The organism is Mucilaginibacter oryzae (genome assembly GCF_003148845.1).
GTDB lineage: Bacteria > Bacteroidota > Bacteroidia > Sphingobacteriales > Sphingobacteriaceae > Mucilaginibacter > Mucilaginibacter oryzae.
This window is the reverse complement of sequence record NZ_QGHA01000002.1, coordinates 361890-382603: the sequence shown is the minus strand read 5'-3', so window position 1 is coordinate 382603 and position 20714 is coordinate 361890. Positions and strand designations below refer to the sequence as shown.

General features: G+C 44.4%; 16 protein-coding genes. 5 read left to right on the top strand and 11 right to left on the bottom strand.

What is annotated here, in order from left to right:
- Positions 1-58: 58 nt before the first annotated feature.
- The gene (locus LX99_RS06975; RefSeq protein ID WP_146203074.1) at positions 59-1021 is read left to right on the top strand and encodes a hypothetical protein; all 963 of its coding nucleotides are present in this window, start codon (positions 59-61) and stop codon (positions 1019-1021) included.
- A gap of 60 nt (positions 1022-1081) precedes the next feature.
- Here LX99_RS06975 and LX99_RS06970 read toward each other — a convergent pair whose 3' ends face one another.
- The 3 genes from LX99_RS06970 to LX99_RS06955 all read right to left on the bottom strand — a co-directional run bounded on the left by LX99_RS06970 (position 1082) and on the right by LX99_RS06955 (position 4444).
- Positions 1082-2545 carry a hypothetical protein gene (locus LX99_RS06970; protein WP_109607203.1) on the bottom strand — a complete coding sequence of 488 codons (1464 nt, stop codon included), beginning with the start codon at positions 2543-2545 and terminating at the stop codon, positions 1082-1084.
- A 279-nt stretch (positions 2546-2824) separates the two neighbouring features.
- Positions 2825-3358, bottom strand: coding sequence for an OmpA family protein (locus LX99_RS06965; protein WP_109607202.1), 534 nt, complete (start codon positions 3356-3358; stop codon positions 2825-2827).
- A gap of 798 nt (positions 3359-4156) precedes the next feature.
- Positions 4157-4444: a hypothetical protein gene (locus tag LX99_RS06955; RefSeq protein ID WP_022832425.1), complete on the bottom strand. Its 288-nt coding sequence runs from the start codon at positions 4442-4444 to the stop codon at positions 4157-4159.
- A gap of 109 nt (positions 4445-4553) precedes the next feature.
- Between LX99_RS06955 and LX99_RS06950 the strand changes: the two genes are divergently transcribed.
- Positions 4554-5705, top strand: a complete 1152-nt coding sequence (locus LX99_RS06950; protein WP_109607200.1) for a tetratricopeptide repeat protein — start codon at positions 4554-4556, stop codon at positions 5703-5705.
- 82 nt (positions 5706-5787) lie between these two features.
- Here LX99_RS06950 and LX99_RS06945 read toward each other — a convergent pair whose 3' ends face one another.
- Positions 5788-6372 carry a riboflavin synthase gene (locus LX99_RS06945; protein ID WP_031266918.1) on the bottom strand — a complete coding sequence of 195 codons (585 nt, stop codon included), beginning with the start codon at positions 6370-6372 and terminating at the stop codon, positions 5788-5790.
- 76 nt (positions 6373-6448) lie between these two features.
- Positions 6449-6949, bottom strand: coding sequence for an SRPBCC family protein (locus LX99_RS06940; RefSeq protein ID WP_022832428.1), 501 nt, complete (start codon positions 6947-6949; stop codon positions 6449-6451).
- A gap of 80 nt (positions 6950-7029) precedes the next feature.
- On the opposite strand from LX99_RS06940, the gene LX99_RS06935 reads away from it, so the two are divergent.
- Entirely contained in the window at positions 7030-7491 is a 462-nt protein-coding gene (locus LX99_RS06935; RefSeq protein WP_022832429.1) for an NUDIX domain-containing protein, read from the top strand.
- Here the strand turns inward: LX99_RS06935 and accC are convergent.
- Complete coding sequence (accC, locus tag LX99_RS06930) at positions 7488-8972, bottom strand: acetyl-CoA carboxylase biotin carboxylase subunit (RefSeq protein WP_109607199.1); 1485 nt, start codon at positions 8970-8972, stop codon at positions 7488-7490. The two genes, LX99_RS06935 and accC, sit on opposite strands and share 4 nt — an antisense overlap.
- Positions 8973-9446: 474 nt before the next feature.
- Positions 9447-9926 (bottom strand): c-type cytochrome, encoded by a 480-nt coding sequence (locus tag LX99_RS06925; RefSeq protein ID WP_109607198.1) that lies wholly within the window; start codon positions 9924-9926, stop codon positions 9447-9449.
- 327 nt (positions 9927-10253) lie between these two features.
- Here LX99_RS06925 and LX99_RS06920 point away from each other — a divergent pair, with 327 nt between their 5' ends.
- On the top strand, positions 10254-10610 hold the full coding sequence (locus tag LX99_RS06920; protein ID WP_022831839.1) for a BlaI/MecI/CopY family transcriptional regulator: 357 nt from the start codon (positions 10254-10256) through the stop codon (positions 10608-10610).
- 11 nt (positions 10611-10621) lie between these two features.
- Positions 10622-12535: a M56 family metallopeptidase gene (locus tag LX99_RS06915; RefSeq protein WP_109607197.1), complete on the top strand. Its 1914-nt coding sequence runs from the start codon at positions 10622-10624 to the stop codon at positions 12533-12535.
- A 94-nt stretch (positions 12536-12629) separates the two neighbouring features.
- On the opposite strand, the gene LX99_RS06910 is transcribed toward LX99_RS06915, so the two are convergent.
- From LX99_RS06910 to LX99_RS06895, 4 genes are all read right to left on the bottom strand, one after another.
- Entirely contained in the window at positions 12630-13715 is a 1086-nt protein-coding gene (locus tag LX99_RS06910; protein ID WP_109607196.1) for a DNA topoisomerase IB, read from the bottom strand.
- A gap of 236 nt (positions 13716-13951) precedes the next feature.
- Complete coding sequence (locus LX99_RS06905) at positions 13952-16225, bottom strand: GH92 family glycosyl hydrolase (protein WP_109607195.1); 2274 nt, start codon at positions 16223-16225, stop codon at positions 13952-13954.
- A gap of 67 nt (positions 16226-16292) precedes the next feature.
- Positions 16293-18410 carry an alpha-L-fucosidase gene (locus LX99_RS06900; RefSeq protein ID WP_109607194.1) on the bottom strand — a complete coding sequence of 706 codons (2118 nt, stop codon included), beginning with the start codon at positions 18408-18410 and terminating at the stop codon, positions 16293-16295.
- Between the two features lie 9 nt (positions 18411-18419).
- Positions 18420-20714: a family 20 glycosylhydrolase gene (locus LX99_RS06895; RefSeq protein WP_109607193.1), complete on the bottom strand. Its 2295-nt coding sequence runs from the start codon at positions 20712-20714 to the stop codon at positions 18420-18422.

The following is a 20714-nucleotide window of genomic DNA, read 5'->3' as shown; positions in this document are numbered from 1 at the left end:
TTTACCAGAGGCAACCAGCGCATATATAACCACGTCATCATTATATAAATAACCAGACGTGAAAAGTATAGCGACGATATCCCAACAAAACAACAGGCAATTGCTAATTACCCGCAATAATATTTTAGCTGCACTTGCATATTTTGACATGTGGGATTATCCCCTTACCCGGGGCGAGATCTACCTGTTCCTGGAAAGAAAACACGGGCAGAATGAATTTGATCAAGCCCTGACTTACCTCACAAACAATAAACTGATTTTCCGTTTTGATCAATTTTACTCGCTTAAAAACGATTATATGGTGGCCGCAAGGCGGCTTAAGGGTAACAAGAAAGCCGCCGGGCTAATGACCAAAGCGAAAGAAGCGGGCGCTTTCCTGATTAAATTCCCCTATGTGCGCGGTATAGCCATTTCAGGCTCACTTTCAAAAAACTGTGCCGACGATAATTCGGATATCGATTTTTTTATCATTACCACGGCCAACCGCCTTTGGCTGGCCCGCACCTTTATGCACCTGTTTAAAAAGCTTACCTTTTTGGTGGGCAAACAGCATAACTATTGCATGAATTATTATGTTGACGAAGCACAGCTACAGATAGTTGAAAAAAACATTTATACGGCTATTGAGGTAGCCACCATTATCCCGGTTGAAGGCGATACAACCTTCGAAAATTTTTACAAAGCCAATACCTGGATCAGCGATTTTTTACCCAACAAATGCATGCGCCTGGCTACGGCCAATCCGTTAAGAAAGCACCGGATTAAAAGTTTTATCGAATTACTGTTCAACAACAGGTTGGGTGCCTGGCTTGATCATACTTTGATGCACATTACAGCAGGCCGCTGGAACAAAAAAACCGAGCAAAAAAAGCTGAACATGCGCGGCGCTGTAATGAGTATGGCCGCTGGCAGGCATTTTGCAAAACCGGCACCTGAAAATTTTCAGCAAAGGTTAATTGAAAGGTACAGGTTAAAGCTTTCGGGATTGCTGCAGGAACAGGAAGATAGCCTGATGCGTTAAACACCCGGTTCATTCCCCAAACCAAATACGGTTCAAGTTAGCAAGCAACCCCGACACCGGCTAATCCTTTCGCACAATCTGGCTGTTTACCTCAATTTCGTTAACAAGCCCCGGGGCGCTTACCGAACTGCTAAATCCTTTGTCAGGATTTGATTGCGAGATCCTGGCAAGATCACTGTTAATCTGATCCAGTTGCTTAAACAGCTCGTTGATCTGTTTTAAATGCGAATTATAAAATTTAACTTTATTGTTATAGGTATCAATTTTGTAGTTATTCGCTACTGCGGATGCCTGCTTTGTAGTATCGGAAGGCAGTAAGGTGTATGGTGAGAGGTTACTGATCGTAGTTTGGATGGACACCAGCGATGGGCTCGCGTCTTTCGTATCAATTGCCTGCAGGCTTAACCGTACCGGGTCCGGGTTGTAGGCTACCAGGCTTTTATATTCGTCAACTATTCCCGCGATGATCTTGTTCTGGTTGGCATAGGTGCTGGCAATGATCTTATTCTTCACATTGTTTTTAAAGCCGTTAAATAACTGGGAAGTAAAGTCGTAAGCCTTGGTGCGTAAAACCGCCCCCTGTACCGAATAATAATTACTCAAGGTTTTGTTTTTGGTATACATCACACCAAGGCTGGTGCTGAATACCTCGGCGATATTACCTAATGACAAGTCCGTCTCGTTACCGAAGTTATAATACTGCTTTCCGAATATTTCCAGGTCATCTATCCGTTCATACGACGAAAGAAAATAAAGCCGGTAGCGCTGGTATTCAATATCGGGATTATCGATCTGGGCATAGCAATTCTGGAGAAAGCCCTGTACGGCTTTGTCATTAAACACCTGGTAGATATTGGCGCTGGGTGTTGGCTTCCATCTTAAAAGGGAAAGCCTGGCCTTGAATTCCAGCTCAGCAGTATTGTTTACCCGCAAAGAATCAAACATTTTTGCCACAAAATAAGCCACCTGCGCATTGGCCATACCACGGTGATCTGCATTTACCATCGCGTAAAGGCTATCCTGTATCGTGAGGTAAGTTTCGTTACTGTTCCAGAACGATGGCTCCAACGGGGGAAGCAATAACCGGTTGGTTTTTGTATCCACAAAAATGAAAGTACCAAGCGGATAGACGTTCTGAAAGTTGTTTTCCAGCATTGACAGACTGCTCATCGAGGTAGAATCCATCTTTAGCAGAAAACTAAGTACTTTGTTATGCTCCAGTTTTACACTGAGACCATCCAGCGACTCAAAATTTGAGTTTTCCTTCTGGGGGACAATAATCGGCACATAGCAAACCCCGTCTTTATTTTTCTCCAGTGAAGCGTAGTCCCTTTTTATCATTACGGAAGTATTATTTTCCGCGTCCTGCCCGTAGAAAGCCACGGTATCTTCCTTATCTAACTTGATATCCTTCAGTTTTTCCTCACCGGGCTTCAGGTTCATCAGCGCTTTAATTTTAGCTGATCCTGATTTTTTGCTTACCTTATAAAATACAGCAACATCGGTTTTTGAAGTATTCTTCAACTTAAACGTGAACCCGCGTGCCCGGGAAGTTGCCGGAAAACAAATAAGGGGAATTGCCAATATAGCAAACAAGGTGCTTATCCTATTTAAGGAAAAAAGCTTCCGCGCTAAATTAGCAGGTTGGTTTGCTGAATGAGCTGGACTGAAAATTTGTTGCACGTATTTAAACATGGCGTTAGTTTTAAATAAATAAAAGTATCTGTAAGAAAAAGGTATTGAAAACCCGCTACCGGGGCTTGTTTGATACCGGCCGAACAGCGGGTTATGCTCCCCATATTTTTAATAGCTTGTTTTGATTTCAACCCGGCGATTCAATTCCCTTCCGCTTTCTGTATTATTGTCTGCCACCGGGTTGCGTGTGCCAAATCCCTTGACTTTTAAATTATCTGGATTTACACCCGAATTAACCAGATAGGTTTTAACAGCGTTCGCCCGGTCTTTCGATAAGATCATATTATGCTCCGGTGTTCCCTCAATGGACGCATAGCCATTTAAATGATAGGTAACGTTGGGATTAGCCTTTATTACCGATGCTGCCTGATCAAGGATAGCATAAGACCCGGTGCGTAAAACACTGGAATTAAAATCAAACTGAATTTTAACTTCATCTATATTAAGATCCGCTTTTTTAACCGGTGCAACAGGAGGCTGCGTTTCGGCAACCGGCTTCGGTTGCTGCTGTGGTGCCGGGTCTGCGATTGTGGTTTGCGGAGATACCGGTTTCTGAACTAACTTTTTGGCTTTGCAGGCCTGCAAAGCAATTATTGACGACAACAGCAGCACAGGCAACAAGCCTGAATTTATAGCTTTCATAAGTGATTTTATTTTAGTGATGAAAATTTGAGTTTACAGTAAAAGATATGCCCCTTCCGTCGGCCTTGGGTCAGGAAAAAGCAGCAGCAAATGGCCGGGAAGCCATCAGCTTAAAATCAATTTGAAAGCTCATCAAATTCTCAAAATACAAAAAGTAAGATAGGAATGCTGTAAATCGGTTACCAGATAACGAGGATACGCCATTGGACGCCTTTCCATACGAAAAAGCCGATATCCAAAGAATGCAATGAGGAAAAAAACAGGCGACGATTTAATAAAATTCAGCGAGTCGTCGTCTAACACAGTTCTCTCGCCAATATTGATAAAACCAGGCGTGTCGTAATTAGTTTGTATACTTTGCAGTCTTATTCCATGGGCGTAAATAACCCTGGCAGGCGAAGTTTTGTAATCAGGGAAAAAAAACAAATTGGTTAACACATAAAACAAGTATACCAAGAGAAAAAATACTGCCCAATCCTTAAAAAGACCGTTAGACCTATACGTGTTCATGTGTTTTGAAAAAACCACAACAGTTATTGAAACTATGATTAAAACCAAATAGAAAGAAGCAGAATTATTATCGCCGGTACCTCAAGCGAAACAGGCTTTAACATTCCTGCTTATTCTATTTCATATAAACTAAAAATCCGGAATATAATTGTTTACGCCTGAATAAAAATTTGATTACTGCCGGAAGATTTTTAACGGCATGTTTTGTGATATTTGCGGAGATCCTGTCTACGACTCGAAAAACCCCATAAACAGAAAATCCCCTTGCGGGGATCTTCCATTTGTATACTATTTACTTAAGGCTTCCTGCTCTTTAAGCGCCGCTATGTTATTGCTGTCGCTATAGCTTGCTGTCTGGCCGGCAAAATCCTCGAGGATGGCCGTAATGGCGTCGAGGTTATCTGATACACGCTGGTGCATATCCGGCAGATCTTTCTCCAGGCGTTTATCACCCAGTTCAATGTTATCTACTTCTATTTTAGCTAATTTGGTTATGATAGCCTGCTGGCTGTTTTTCAAATCTTCCAGTTCATGGACAATTTTCTCCATCAGTCCAAACTTCTTTAACTTATCCATAATGTGTGGTTTTAGTTATTAATATCTTTCTAACCCATCACCTAAAAAATTGTTTTGATTTGGAATTATCAGAATCAACTAATATCTTAGTTTAACTAAATATTTAGTTATGAAAAAACTATTTACAACCTTTATTCTATTATTATCAGCAGCAAGCACCTTGTTCGCCCAGAAAGGGGCCAGCGACTCATTACTGCTCGATTATTATCAAAACCAGCGTTTCGCCGAAGCAGCCGACTACCTGAAGGCTACCTACCCCGAACCTGTAACTGATTTGAAGATATTAAACAAACTGGCGTATACATCAAAAATGGCCTCCCGCCTACCCGAGGCTGACCAGTACTACCGGCGGGTTTACGAGGCTGATACCACTAACCTCACCAGCATTTACAACATGAGCGAGATCAGTAAACGCCGGGGCAAAAACAAAGCTGCCATCACTTTTATAAAAAAAATCCTATTGAAGGATACCACCAATTTTGACGTTTACAAACAACTGGCCGATCTGTCATACAATATCGGCGACCTGCAAGGTAATATTATCTACCTGCAAAAGGCCAATAAAATCAATCCCACCAATCCGGATGTTGCTTATGATCTTTCTTCTTATTACATCAAATTAAGATTATATGGCAGCGCCGAACAGGTTATAGATAAAGCACTGGTGGCCGATACCGCCAACATGTTGCTATTGCAAGGCAAGGCACAAGCAGACTATGCCCTTAAAAAATATCCTGAAACTATTGCGATTACCCAAAAGCTGGTGGATGCGGGGCAACAGACCGGAACAATCATTTCCATGCTTGGTACTGCATACTATATGACTAATAAATACACCGATTGTATTAAAACTTTTAACCAGCTCAATGATAATCAGTTAGGATCTGAATCGTCATTTTATTATACAGCTATGAGTTACAAGGCATTGCACAATAACAAACAGGCCATTGCTTATCTTGACAGAGCGATTGATGCAGCTATTTCAAGCGGAGTGGGTTCTTATTACGCCGAAAAAGGCGATTCGTACGATCACCTTCATGAATTGGATAAAGCGGTTGCGGCTTATCAAAAAAGTTTACTTTATAAGCCCGATCCAATCACTTACTACGCATTGGCTACATTGTATGATAGTGAACTGAAGAATAAGAAAGCAGCCCTTAAATACTACAGGAAATATCTTTCCGGAAAACCAAAAGGCACAGAAAATAAATATGCAGCCTATTCCTACGAACGTATTAAAGCATTAACTACAAACCTGTAATCTGATATATCCTGTGCGAAGCATTAAGCCAGGATGAAAATTCGGACTATAGACTTAAAACTTGCGACTTAAGCCTATTAAATCAGCGTTGCATTAAGCGTGCTACGTATTTGCCTATAATATCAAATTCAAGGTTTACCTTATCGCCCACCCGCACATTGTGCAGGTTGGTATGCTCATAGGTGTAAGGGATAATGGCAACCGAAAAGCTATTGGCATGCGAATTAACTACGGTGAGGCTGATGCCGTTTACACAAATGGATCCTTTTTCTACGGTGACGTTGCCTAATGAACTATCGTACTCAAAAGTGTATTCCCAGCTGCCTTCCAGTTCTTTAAAGGCGGTGCAAACAGCTACCTGGTCAACATGGCCCTGCACTATGTGGCCATCCAGCCGGGCATTCATCTGCATGCAGCGTTCTAAATTTACCGGGTCGCCAACCTTAAGCTGGCCAAGGCTGGTTTTATTCAATGTTTCCTCAATAGCGGTTACTACGTGCAGGTCATCGGCAAGCGCTACCACCGTGAGGCAAACACCATTATGGGCTACCGACTGGTCGATTTTTAACTCGTGCGATATAGCCGATTCAACAGTGATATGCAGGTTGCCTTTTTCGTGTTGCAGTTCAGTGATCCTGCCTAATGTTTCAATTATTCCGGTAAACATATATGCCTTTTTCCAATTTAGTATTGGTGTAAAGCTATTGATATTTTGGGAAAGGATTTGTCAGGATAAAATGGATTTATTTAAAACTGGAGAAGAGGTCTTTCCGTTTGTTGCGCAGATCTTTACCGCCCTCCATTACCGATTTTAAATTGGCCAGGTAAAAAGTCCAGCCCAGTTGGCATTGAACATACAGATTCTTTTCCGGGTCGTTTTCTTCCGGGATATTCTCCTGTGTTAACTCAACAATAACTACGCCTAATTTACAGGTGATATAAACGCTGACAATAGTACCGCCGGTAAATGTAAATTTTAAAAAATCACTCCCATTGGCTTCCAAAATCTGTCCGCTTTCCACGGTAGTGTCATCGTAGCCGTGCCAGTACCAGGTGTAAGTATCTTCCTTTTTGATAAATTCATTCGTTTCGCGCTTTCGGCCTGCAATGGCGAAAAAATCGGCCTTGCGTAAAAACCAGGTTTCCAGGCCTTCAGGCGTGGCCCAGGCTTCGTACATGCTGCGCACATCGGTATCAACGTCGGCAGTTAATTTAAACGTGCTCCATCTGTCGTCTGTTATCATGGCAATAATATCCAGGTATTTAGTATCAAAAATAACGATTATAATTTTCGGTTTCGTTAACTTGGCTTTAAATCTTAACTATGGCTAAGCAAAGCGCGGGCATTTTGTTGTACCGCAAAACGGGCAAAGTTTTACAGGTATTTTTAGTGCACCCCGGCGGGCCTTTTTTTAAAAATAAGGATGACGGCGCCTGGTCGATACCCAAGGGTGAGTTCGAAGCCGATGAAGATCCGCTGGAAGCTGCCAAACGTGAGTTTGAGGAAGAAACAGGGCAAGCTGTTTCGGGCGGGTTTATCGCCTTAAACCCGGTTAAACAAAAAGGAGGTAAAACGGTACTTGCGTGGGCTGTATCGGGAGATATTGACCCGGAAACCATAACAAGCAACACCTTCGAAATAGAATGGCCACCCCGTTCAGGAAAAAAACAAACTTTTGCAGAGATAGACCGCGGCGGGTGGTTTGAGATTTCTGCAGCAAAGGATAAGATCAATAAAGCGCAGGCAACTTTGCTTGATGAACTTGCCGGGCTTATAAAGCTTTAGTTCTGCTTCCTGTTTTTAAACCAGTTGCTTGATGCTACTTCAACTGCAGGCGCATTTGGGGCAGTCTTTTTCCCGCTTAAAAGTTTATCCATCACCATAGCGGCAATCAATGCCTCTTCTTCATTGTCGTGTTGCAATACACCGGGCGTGAAATATTTTTGTACAAAATGCGTATCAAAATTTCCGGAAATAAAGGCCTCATGCTGCATTACAAATTTACCAAAGCCAAGCGTGGTGGTAATTCCGGTAATTTTATATTCGTCAATGGCACGTACCATCCTGTTGATGGCTTCCTGCCTGTTATCGCCATAGGTGATTAACTTGGCTATCATCGGGTCGTAATAAATGGGGATTTCCATGCCTTGCTCAAAGCCGTCGTCCACCCGCACACCCGGGCCATGGGGCGTTACATAGGTTTGCAACTTACCGATATCTGGCAGAAAGTTATTAGCCGGATCTTCGGCATATACACGTAACTCAACGGCATAACCGCGAATGGTAAGCTCTTCCTGCTTAAAGCTGATAGCCTCGCCCCTCGCTATCCTGATCTGTTCCTTTACCAGGTCAATCCCGGTGATCAGTTCGGTTACCGGGTGCTCTACCTGCAAACGGGTATTCATCTCTAAAAAATAGAAATTAAGCTGATCATCCATAATAAACTCAACAGTACCGGCACCGGTGTAATTAACCGAACGGGCTACATCTACAGCGCATTTACCCATCTGTTCCCTGATGGCGGGCGTAAGAATGGCCGAGGGCGCTTCTTCAACTACCTTTTGATGCCGGCGCTGTACAGAGCAATCGCGTTCAAAAAGATGAACGATATTGCCGTGCGAATCGCCCAGCACCTGGATTTCGATATGTTTTGGAGATGCAACATACCGTTCAATAAAAACAGAACCATCGCCAAAAGCTGAAGTAGCTTCAGATACTGCCAGTTGCATCTGTTCTTCAAAATCGGCAGCGCTGTTTACAATGCGCATGCCCTTTCCCCCGCCGCCTGCGGCGGCTTTAATCAGTATCGGGAACCCTACTTCAATAGCGCGTTTCTTTGCATCGGATACATCTGTAATAGCCTGCTCAGTACCTGGCACCATCGGTATGTTATATTGAAGCGCGACGGCCTTTGCGGATAGCTTGTTGCCCATCACCTCCATCGCTTCCGGCGAGGGGCCGATAAGTATCAGCCCTTCCTCCCGCACTAAACGCGCGAAAGCGGCATTCTCGCTTAAAAAGCCATAGCCGGGATGGATAGCTTCGGCACCGGTTTGCCGACATGCGGCTATGATATTTTGGCCAACAAGATATGACTGGCCGGAAGGCGGAGGACCAATAAGCACGGCTTCATCGGCATAACGCACATGTAAGGCATCCCGATCCGCCTCCGAATAAACGGCAACGGTTTTAATACCCATTTCACGTGCCGAGCGCATAATACGCAAGGCAATTTCGCCGCGGTTGGCAACCAGTATTTTCTGCATAAAACAAATGTAATTGATTTGATTTATTAAATGCAGCTAACTTAAAATGCCAACCTGCTATTTTGTGGGCACCCAACGGTAAGTTTTACGGGCACACTTAAAGCACATATACTTTTTAAAAGGCATGCCGAATAAAAAGAACTTAACGAAACCGCTTCGCGGTATCCGTCTTAATTCGCCTTTACATTTACGGCAAACTACACTGTTAATTTTTTGTTCTGGGGAAGGGGAAACCCTGAATTCGGCAGTCATAAGGGGAAAGGGATATTCGATAGTTAAAAGGGGGTTAATCAATAATAACTTCGTAAAGTAAGGCATACGCCCAGGCACTTACTGGTTACTTTGTATAAAATTAGTTACAAAGTATGAAGTTCTTATGAACCTACGTTTTAAAATCAGGCCAAATTTCGCCTAAAACAAAACGCCTCCTGACAAGATATCAGAAGGCGTTTTTTATATTGTTATGGATAAAAATTACTGACCGGCAGGAGGAGTTGGTTGCTGACCTGCAGGTGGCGGACCTGGCTGGCCTCCTGGGCCTCTTCCTTCAGGTACCACAACCTCAGGATGAGCCGTACCACGGTGGCAGGTATTGCAGTTAACCCCTGCTTTCATGACCATACCCAACGAATCTTTTTTAGCGTGAAAATATTTCTCGTTAATTTTATTCATCATTTTAAACATGTCACGGGTCATCTCTTTTTCAGGTTTGGCATCGCTTGCCCAATCCATCTTTTTGGTTTCCTCGTTGCGGGCGTGGCAAAAATTACAGTGTACGCCCAGGGAGTGTTCCCACTCTTCCATTACTTTGTGCAGGTTATCGCCCGAAATATTTTTTGGCAATACTTTAAGATTTTTGAAACCTTCGTCCTGCGGTTTGCCCGATGTCATGGCACCAAATACCACTATCGATAACAATCCGAGGGTAACTAACAGTTTTTTGTTCACAGGCATAATTGTCATGTTTAAGTCATCTAAATTAAAACATAGCTTTTAATGTTGCAACATTTTCAGGTAAATGATTAAACAATTCATGGTAACTTCATAATGGCCCGATGAAATCACTTTTAAGAGTTGAATGATTAAGAGTCAAAATAAAGTTTCAGATGCCTGTAAAAACGACCATCCTAAGAAGAGTAGAAAATTCATGTTCTTAATACAACCTAACCTCTGATCTCCAACCTCTAAGCACTCTCTTCAAACGTTAATTTTCGTTAAAAAATGAAAATAAATTTGTTTAATTACGAATAGTTCGTAGATTTACGAAACAATCGTAAATAAATGGAAAAATTATCTCAACAGGAAGAAGAAGCAATGCAGGCGGTATGGCAATCTGGCCCGGGATTTATCAAAGATTTTCTGGATGCCTTAGCCGAGCCAAAACCACCCTACACTACCCTGGCATCAACCATTAAAAACCTGGAGCGCAAGGGATTTTTGAAAAGCGAAAAAATGGGCAACTCGTTCCGCTACCTTCCGCTGATACAGGAAGAGGAATATAAAAAACGCTTTATGAGCGGCTTTGTGAGCAACTATTTTGAAAACTCATATAAAAACCTGGTCACCTTTTTCGCCAACGAAAAGAAAATCAGCGCCAGCGATTTAAAAGAGATCATTAAACTGATTGAAAAACAATAAACCTTACCAACATGCCAGCAACTTTTGTTTTGCTACTCAAAATAAATGCAGCGTTGCTTTTGTTTTGCGCCGGTTACTACCTGGTGTTGCGCAAGCTTACTTTTTACACTTTAAACCGCGCCTACCTGGTAACCGCAATATTGTTTGCCAGCATTTATCCATGGATCGACTTTTCGGCCTTTGTTCAGCGGCATGAAGAACTGGCCCGGCCTATTGAACAGATTGCCATTAACTGGCAGGCGCCCACGCAAATAATACCACAGCCGCAGCACGTTGTTGATTACTGGTATTGGCTCGGCATCATATTTTGGCTTGGTGCGGCGGTGTTGCTTACCAGGCTGGTGATGCAGTTATTTTCATTACAACGATTGTACAAAACATCGCGCACCGGATATGTTAACGGATACCTGGTGCGAATTATGGATCAGGATGCCGCGCCGTTTTCCTTTTGGCGCAGCATCTATATCAACCCTCAAAAACACCAGCCTGCCGAACTGGAGGCTATTTTACAGCACGAGCAGATTCACGTAAACCAATGGCATACCGCCGATATTTTATTGGCCGAGTTAAGCAGTATTTTTTACTGGTTTAACCCGGGCGTTTGGCTCATTAAAAAAGCGGTACGTGAAAACATCGAGTTTATAACCGATCAAAAGATTCTGAAAAATGGCATCGATAGCAAAACGTACCAGTACAGTTTGGTAAACGTAAGTTTTAATAACACCCAACCCGGAATAGTAAACCATTTTAATATTTCAACCCTAAAAAAACGGATAATCATGATGAACGCGAAAAGATCGTCGAAACTTAACCTCACCCGCTATGCGGTTGTGGTGCCTGCCGTAATGGCCCTGTTATTGGTATTCAGTATTTCGAAAGCTGATTTTGCCAAACCTGTGAAAATTACCCTTGCCGCGGCTGTACAGCCCCTGGCCAGAATTATTAACATTACCGATGAGATTGCCGACCCGGCGGCTAAAGCTGCAAAACCTTCAAAAAAGGCAAAAGGCCCTAAAACTGCTACAGTAATTTCAGGGCTTGCAAAGCCATTAGCCAATCCCGCCTCGCTTGCGCCTCCATTGGCTGCACAGGGTTCGCTTGCAAAACCATTAGCAACATTCGGTTCAATTGCGGCCATCACACCACGGGCAGCAAGAGCCGACACGAACAAAAGACTAAAGCTGATTTTAAGGGATTATAAAAGAGATTCGCTGGTATTTGTGGTAAACGGCAAAATATCAACCGGTAAAAACCTCGACCCCTCCAATATCGAAAATATGTATATGATTACCGGCAGCGAGGCGCGCAGGTTAGCTAAAGTTGATGATGATAAACCTGTAAAAGTAGCCTACGTAATTACAAAAGATGCCGGTAATAAAGAAGAACTTGAAAAAGCGGTTGCCCGTAATATTTTGATCAGAAAAACTGCTTCAACCAATTTAAGCGGCAACGTTACATTAAGCGACGATGATGATGTGGTTATAGCATCCGGCAATAACGTTTCTACCGGCAAAGCTTACAATAGTGCAGGAACTATCGTTTTGAATAGCACAAGCAGTTCTTTAAACAGCACAGGCAGCGGTACTATAACCATTAACGGTACCAAAGGCAAACCATCAACTAATGCCTATACCATAGTTAGCGACGGGACCTCTGTATCATCGGGCGACGAGGTGGTTGTAACCGGCTACCAAACAAAACCGGCGATGAAAACATTTAAAATGAAAGGACTGAGCTTTGCTACCAACGGAGATAAAGACCCGATGATAGTTATCGACGGGAAAAACAGCACCATAGACGCCCTGAGAAAAATCGCCCCCAATAAAATTGAAAGCGTATCAATACTTAAAGGCGATGATGCTACTAAAAAATATGGCGATAAAGCCAAAGACGGCGTAATTGTAATTGACACCAAAAAAAAGTAATTGATTGATTTTGATATGGATTTTTAAAGATCAGTTATAGTTAAATCGTTCTTTATACGTCTTGAAAATCAATCCGTAAAACTATTCAATCAACTTAACTGGCCTCGGCCAGTTTTTCCGTTTGCAACAGGTTGATCAATGCCTTCTCAGCAACATTCAGTTCAGCGGCCTTTACATCTTCGCGTTCATCAAGGCCGCTGATATATTTAAAAATGGTGCCCTCCTCATAACTTTTTATAACCGTTGGGTGCACGTAGTACTTTTTGCAAACAGTACGCGTGTTCCCAAGGTTTATAGCTACCTCATCTAACACACTTACTATTTTCTTTTTGCATTCGCTAACGGTACTAAACTCACCAGCCGCCTTAAAGGCATACAAAGCACTTACACTACCGGCCCAGGTACGGAAATCTTTAGCGGTAAAATCTTCGCCGGTTATCTGGTGCAGATAGTGATTGATATCGCCCGAACCTACGCTGCACCTTGTACCATCGGCATTGTAATATTGAAAAAGCTCTTTCCCTGGTAAATCCCTGCATTGTTTCACCAGCCTGGCGAGTTTACGGCTTTGCAGTGCAATTCTATGAAACACCCCTTTCTTACCCTTAAACTCGAACCTGAGTTTTGATCCCTCTACCTTTACATGCCGGTTTTGCAGCGTGGTTAAGCCAAAGGATCCATAAAGCTTTTTGTACGATTCGTTACCAACCCTGATACTTGTTAATTCCATGAGCCGCACTACCAATGCCACTACCTTATCATGATCAAGATTTGGCCTGGCGAGGTCTTGATCAACCTTTGCACGGATAGCCGGCAGGTGCTCGGCAAAAGTTTGCATGCGGTGATATTTAGACTGGTTGCGGATCTGGTTCCAATAAGTGTGATAACGATATTGCTTCCGCCCGGCAGCATCAACGCCGGTAAACTGCAGGTGACCATTATCGTAAGGTGAGATCCAGACATTGGTATAAGCGGGTGGGATCACCAGTTTATTGAACCTTGTGATGAGCTCTTTATCTTTGACGAGCTTACCTTCGGCATCATAATAACTCCAACCCTTGCCCGATTTTTTGCGGGTGTACCCCGGTGATGAATCAGATACATAACGCAGGCCAACAGCCTTTGCAGTAACCCTGGGATCGCGGCCTATTTTTTCTAGTTTTTTGATGAGACGGTTCATACAGGGATAACATGCGGAAGCGAGATTAAGTTTTGATTAGAGATTATCATATGGATATAATCTTCTCTTTGTCACTTCGACGGGTGAAGCGTACGAAAAGGAAAGGGCGAAGAAAAATCTTACACGAGCGATAAGCAAATTGCCAGGTCGCACGCGTAAGATTTCTCCTCGCCCTAATGCTCCTTCCCGCCCACTGCTCGTCGAAATTACAAGCAGTAGAGGAATGAAAGTGTGTTTTATTTCAACACCGAAACAGCCTTATTAGCCTCACCAACACCCCAAACAGTACCCGGCTTATCGCCCATCGTGATCACCAGTTCGCCACCGGCCATCACATCGGTATGTTTAATATAGGTTTTGGTATAGTTAGCGCCATTAAGCGTCATAGCCTGGATGTACTTGTTTTTTGGTCCGTTATTTTTAACCACCACATGGAATTTTTTATTCCCCTGCAATTGCAGCGTGGCTTCGTTAACTACCGGGCTGCCGAATACATACATACCATTAGCCGGGTTAACCGGGTAAAAACCAACGGCCGATAATACGTACCAGGCCGACATCTGACCAACGTCTTCGTTACCGATAATACCATCCGGCTTGTCGGTGTAAAAATCGTCAAGTATAAACCTTACCTTTTCGGCAGTTTTCCAGGGCTTGCCCGAGTAGGCGTAGTAATAGCTCATCGGGTGGCTTGGCTCGTTACCATGAGCGTACTGACCGATGAGACCAGATACATCCGGCGATTTGAATTTGCCCATATCACCCTCAGCAATAAACAACGAATCGAGCTTGGTATTGAATTTATCAACGCCGCCCAGCATATCAATCAAACCCTCCACATCCTGCGGAACAAGAAAGGTATATTGCCAGCCGTTACCCTCGGTAAAGTCGCCGGTTTCATGAATGGAGATAAAAGGGCTGTAAGGTGTACGCCAGGCATCCTGCGATAAACGGCCACGCATAAAGCCAACCTTCGGGTCGTAGTAGTTTTTGTAATAGGCACCACGTTTGCTGAAGTAGGCATAGTCTTGTGTTTTGCCTAATTTTTTGGCTACCTGCGCCAGGCTCCAATCATCAATGGCATATTCCAGGCCCATCGATACCGATTCGCGGCTGCTATCGGCCGGAATGTAGCCGTACTTTTTAACGTATTTAATGCCGCGGTCATCGGCCATGGCTGTGGTTTTCATAGCCTCGTAAGCCAGGTTGGTATCAAAACCTTTATAACCTTTTAACAAAGCGTCGGCAACAACCGGTACGGCGCTGTACCCCACCATACAATTGGTTTCGTTGGCCATTAAATGCCAAACCGGCAAGCTGCCCTGCTGCTGGTAAATGGCCAGCATGGAGTTGATCATATCATTCACATGCTCCGGATGGATAATGGTTGAAAGCGGGTTATTTGAACGGTAAGTATCCCATAACGAAAAAGTAGTTACATTATTAAAACCCACGTTTTGATGTACCTTTTTATCGGTTCCCCAGTATTCGCCGTTCACATCGTTAAAAATTGACGGCGCTATCATGGTATGATACAAGGCGGTATAAAACTTCTTCATTTGTGATAATGAATCAGCCTTAATGGTGATCTTGCTCAACTGCTTGTTCCATGATGCATCGGCACCGGCAACCACTTTATTGAAATCCCAGCCCGGTATTTCGGTTTTGATATTGAGCATGGCATTTTCCGCACTAACCGGCGAGATACCCACTTTAGCATAAACCACCTCACCTTTAGTGGTAGCAAAACTGATCACGCCTTTCACTTTTACGCCTTTAAGCTCAGTACCTTTTACGCTGGCTGTACTATCATAAACCGTGAATGTTTTGATAGGCTTTGAAAATACAGCGGTGAAATAGATCCTCTGGTCACGGGCCCAGCCTTCTGAAAAACGGTAGCCGCAGATGGTGTTTTTATCAACCTGCTTAATGTAGGTTTCCACCGGCCTGTCCCAGCCTATCCCCTCCTGCAAATCAATGAGAATGTGCGCGTTTTTTGACGCGGGGAAGGTGTACTTGTGCATGCCTACTCGGGTGCTGGCGGTTAGCTCAACGCCGATATCGTACTTTTTAAGTTTCACCTTATAATAGCCGGGTTTTACAACCTCGTCTTTGTGGCTAAAAAGCGATACATAGCCGCTTTTCAGATCCTTGTTACTGCCTTTATACACATTGATAGCACCGGTTGTGGGCATAAAAGAAATATCACCCAGATCGCCGATGCCGGTACCGCTGAGGTGTGTATGCTGAAAGCCGATAATGGTGGAATCAGAAATATGGTAGCCCGAGCACCAGTCCCAGCCTTCAGAAATATTGGTTGGGCCTAACTGCACCGCGCCAAAAGGTACGCTTGCCCCTACAAACACATGGCCATGGAAACCGGTGCCGATATAAGGATCGACGTATTGTGTTAAACCAGCTTTTTGCATAGGCTGCGACTTGTGCCGCTGTGCCTGCGAGCTTAAATTAACAAGGGCCAGCAAACCGGCCAAAACGAGTTGTTTTTTCATTCTTTATTTTAAATGATGATCCGGGTTTATAATACCTGCAAAATAAACCCCGATACTTAATAGATGATTAATATACGCTTAATTCGGCCACGGTAATTCCGTTTCCGGCTATAACATGCTGCGCCTCAAACTTAAAATAACGCGCGCTAACTTCCTGCTTCAACGCCACAGGCTGCTCAATTGGATTGGATTTGATGTTAGAGAATTCGCCCGAAGCAACTTTTTGCCAGGTTTTGCCATCGTTGCTGATGTAAAACGCATAACTATCCACTATGCCATCGGCCTGTTTATCCTGTCTTGGTAAATAGCCGAATGCTTTTATCTTCTGCGCTTTCCCCATATCAACGCTTATTTGCTGCGGGAATTGCGCGTTGTTTTTTTTCAGCGTGTTGTAAAGCGTACGGGTGTTCTCATCGAAAGCGTTTTCTGCTCTGCCCCATTCATCAGCGGCTGTGGTAGCATCCAATACTTTCCAATCTGCTTTAGCATAACCAAAGGAAGCGTAGGTACTTTCGCTTTGCTGCCCCTTACCTTCAAAACTGCGGGCTTTAACTATACCGCCGCTATTCAGGAAAAAAGGTTTGGTGTAAACCGGCGAAGCGGCGGTAGGTTCGTGGCCATCTAAGGTATACCTGATTGCACTAACCGGAGCTTCGGTACTGATAGAGATCTCACCGTTTTTGCTGCGGCCGATTTTTGGAGCGGTAAGATGTACAGGTTCTTTGTAAATACCAAAATCGCTCAGGGCAATACCTACCGGCGATTGGGTGATCCTTAACATCAGCTTGCTTGCGGTGATATTTTGCGATAAGCGGATCAGCCTGTTGCCGCCAATGCTGGTTGCCGAACCGATCTCTTCCCATTTGCCTCCAATATAAGCATCTACAGCAACGGCTTCAATCCGCTGACCAAGCTTGATATTTTCCCTCAAACGGATAACGTTAAATGTTTTCGGCGTATGCAAATCAATAGTTAACTCGGGCGTGGTAACCTGATCATCGGTAGCCCAGTAGCTGTACCGGTTATCATCCACCAAAAACTGCGGACCGAACTTTGCCTTATTACCACCCCGCACATTGCTCGCTGTTAAAGTTGCGCCTTTAGCCAAATTAACGGCGAAAGTTTGTTTAAGCAGGTTACCAAATTCAGTTAACGATCTAACGTCTATTTCATTAATGATCCCACGGGGATCGGGAGATAAACCCAGATCAAGCGCCGCGCCGCGGCCTACGCTTTTGTAATACAGATCGAGCAGTGTGTACGGTGATTTTACACCTTCATCCTGCGCCTTATGGTAAAACCATCCCGGGCGAAGCGATACATCGCACTCTGCGGGCATCCAGTATTTGCCATTGCGGGTTCCCTCGGTGCCCTCGTAATCTTTTACGTAACCATTGGCCGGAATTTTGCCTTCTTCGGGCGCATGGGGCGTATAGGTTGCCCAGCAGGTTTCACCGGCGTGGCCTTCTTCGTTACCTACCCAGCGCACATCCGGGCCAACGTCGCCGAATAATACGGCGTTGGGCTGCAATTTGCGGGTAATAGCCCAGGTGGTATCCCAGCCATAATAGGTGGAGCGGTCAATTTTTCGCACCTCCCGTTTGCCGCCATAGTAGCCATCGCCCCCATTAGCGCCATCGTGCCATGAAATAAATAACGGACCGTAATTGGTGTATAGTTCCCTTAATTGCTCGCGGTAAATCTTCACATACTCAGGCGTACCATAGTAAGGGCTATTCCTGTCCCATGGCGAACAGTACACACCCAGTTTCATACCCAGCTTATCGCAGGCTTCCCGGTATTCTTTCAAAATATCGCCTTTACCGTTTTTATAGGGGCTTTTGCTGATATTATGGTCCGTAGTTTTGGTTGGCCACAGGCAAAAACCATCGTGGTGCTTAGCTACTACCACAACGCCCTTAAAACCGCCTGCTTTTGCGGCTGCAACAATTTGCAGCGCGCTGAACTGCGAGGGGTTAAATATTTTCGGGTCTTCATCGCCATAGCCCCATTCCTTGTTGGTATAAGTATCCACCCCATAGTGAATAATGCAATACATCCCGGTTTCCTGCCAGTTAAGCTGGCCTTGTGTAGGTAGCGGTCCGTAAGGCTTTGGAGCGGTTTGGCCAAAGCCATTTAAACCCGCTGCCAGTAGTAACATGGCAATGCCTGTAAACTTTTTCATAATTAGGTATTAGTTTTTAAACCACGATGGTGGCACATCCTGCGGCGCCGAGCCATTTACACTATATTTCAACAGCAACTTAAAGCCGCCACCGCCTTCAATAAAATCAAGCTTGAACGGATGCGCCCCCATTTTTAAGGCTACCTGCCCGCTGCGTTCCTGCGCCGAGTGGTTACCATCGTTATCAACAACTGTTTTGCCGCCAATATACAGTACGCCGCCATCATCGCAGGTTAAATAAAAGCTGTAAATACCATCGGCCGGTACATCTATATAGCCTTTGTAGGTTATCCCAAAGGATGGCGCGTTAACTGTGGCAGGCACTTCTATCCTGTCGGTAGTAAAAGTACTATCCACTTTGGCATTTTGCATTAAAGCTGTCTTTTTGAAGAAAGCTTTATAGTAGGTTGCCGTTAATCCCGGTTTTGGCGAAGCAATTTTAACAGGGCCAAGCAGTTGCTGTTGGGTATAGTTCAGGTTGTAAACATCGCCGCGGGTACCGGCTGGTGTAAACGCGGCAACCCTTACCAGTTCAGATTTTTTAATGGCTAAAGGGGATGGCAATACCGGCGATTTGGCCGTTGGCAAAGTACCATCGGTAGTGTAGCGGATGGTTAGTGCAGGGAGCGGCGGCACGATGCTTAGCTTGCCTTCATCGGCAAACACATATTCGTTGAGTAAATTTGGTAGGTCCGGCAAACGATAGTTGATCTTCATGGCATCCATCCGTTTGTATTGTTGAGTCAGCCTTTGCAGATACGAATCATATTCGCTTTCCTTGTGCGTCCAAAGCATTTCGGCCAGAGCCGTCATCCTTGGCATCACCATATAGTCGGCACGTTTTTCTGAAGGGATCATTTCCGACCATACGTTGGCCTGAGCGCCGATGATCGATTTGGCTTCTTCGGCATTTAAGGCTTTGGGTACAGGGTTAAAGTGATAAACCTTACTGATGGCGTACTGATCAGGCTGGTTATCAAAATATAGCGGTTCGCCAGGCGTCATAATCACGGTGTTACCATTTTTTACCGCTTTTACCGGTGCATCGGGCACCCAGGTGCGCCAGTACATAATGATAGCCGTTGGACTGATACCGCCTTCAATTACTTCATCCCAACCAATTAACTTACGCCCTTTGGAATTGAAAAATTTCTCCATCCGGTTAATAAAATAGCTGTGCAAACCAGCCAGATCTTTAATCCCCTCTTTAGCCATTAAAGCTTTGCAGGCGTCAGATTTACCCCAATTAGTACGGTCAACCTCGTCGCCACCGATGTGGATGTATTTTGACGGGAAAACCTGCATAATCTCGGTAAAAACATTCTCGGCAAACTCAAAGGCACTTTCATTACAGGGGCAGATGGGTTTGGTAAACAGCTCGCCCCATTTATTTTCCCCATCGCAGGTTAAAAACGGGTATGAGTTGATGGCAGCCATCATATGGCCGGGCATGTCAATTTCAGGTACAATATCGATATGCCGGGCGGCGGCATAAGCTACCACACCCTTCATCTCGGCCTGGGTATAAAAACCACCGTATAGGGTTTTACCATTTTTTTGTACGATGTGTTCTTTATCGATCACAAAGTCCGGGTTATCCTTGGCCTTTTTCATACAGGCCGAATCCTGGTTATTAAAGGTTCGCCAGGCCCCGGCCTGGGTAAGCAGTGGATATTTTTTGATTTCGATGCGCCAGCCCTGATCGTCGGTTAAATGCAGGTGCAGCTTGTTCATCTTGTACAAAGCCATCCTGTCGATATATTTTTTCAGATAACCCACCGAAAAAAAGTGCCTCGACACGTCCAGGTGCATGCCTCGCCATCCGTAAACAGGCGCATCTTCAATAGCCACAACCGGCAACGATAGTTGCTTTTGCGCAACACCTGCCTCAATGCCTGCAGGCAATAACTGGCGGATAGTTTCAACCGCGTGAAACACTCCGGCAGGATCTTTCGCGCGGATCACTACCTGATCTTTGGTAACGCTCATGCTGTAAGCTTCAGGAGCGGTTATGCTATCATCATAAATAAGGTTAATAGCGTGCGCTTTCTTTACCTTGCTCACTTCAACCGGTTTACCTAAACCTGTGCCTAATAATTCCTTTAAAGCATAAGCCTCGGTGTTAAAAGTATTGGACGTTACAATGCCCGTTTTGGCGGTGATTGTAAATGAACCCTCTCCTGCTGTTAAGTGAGCGGGATAAGGGACCAACGGGAATTTTGAGGCTGCTTCCTGGGCGCTTACTGTGCCAACACAGGTTAAAACCAAGGCCGATGCCCACAAATATTTTGAAATAGCATTCAT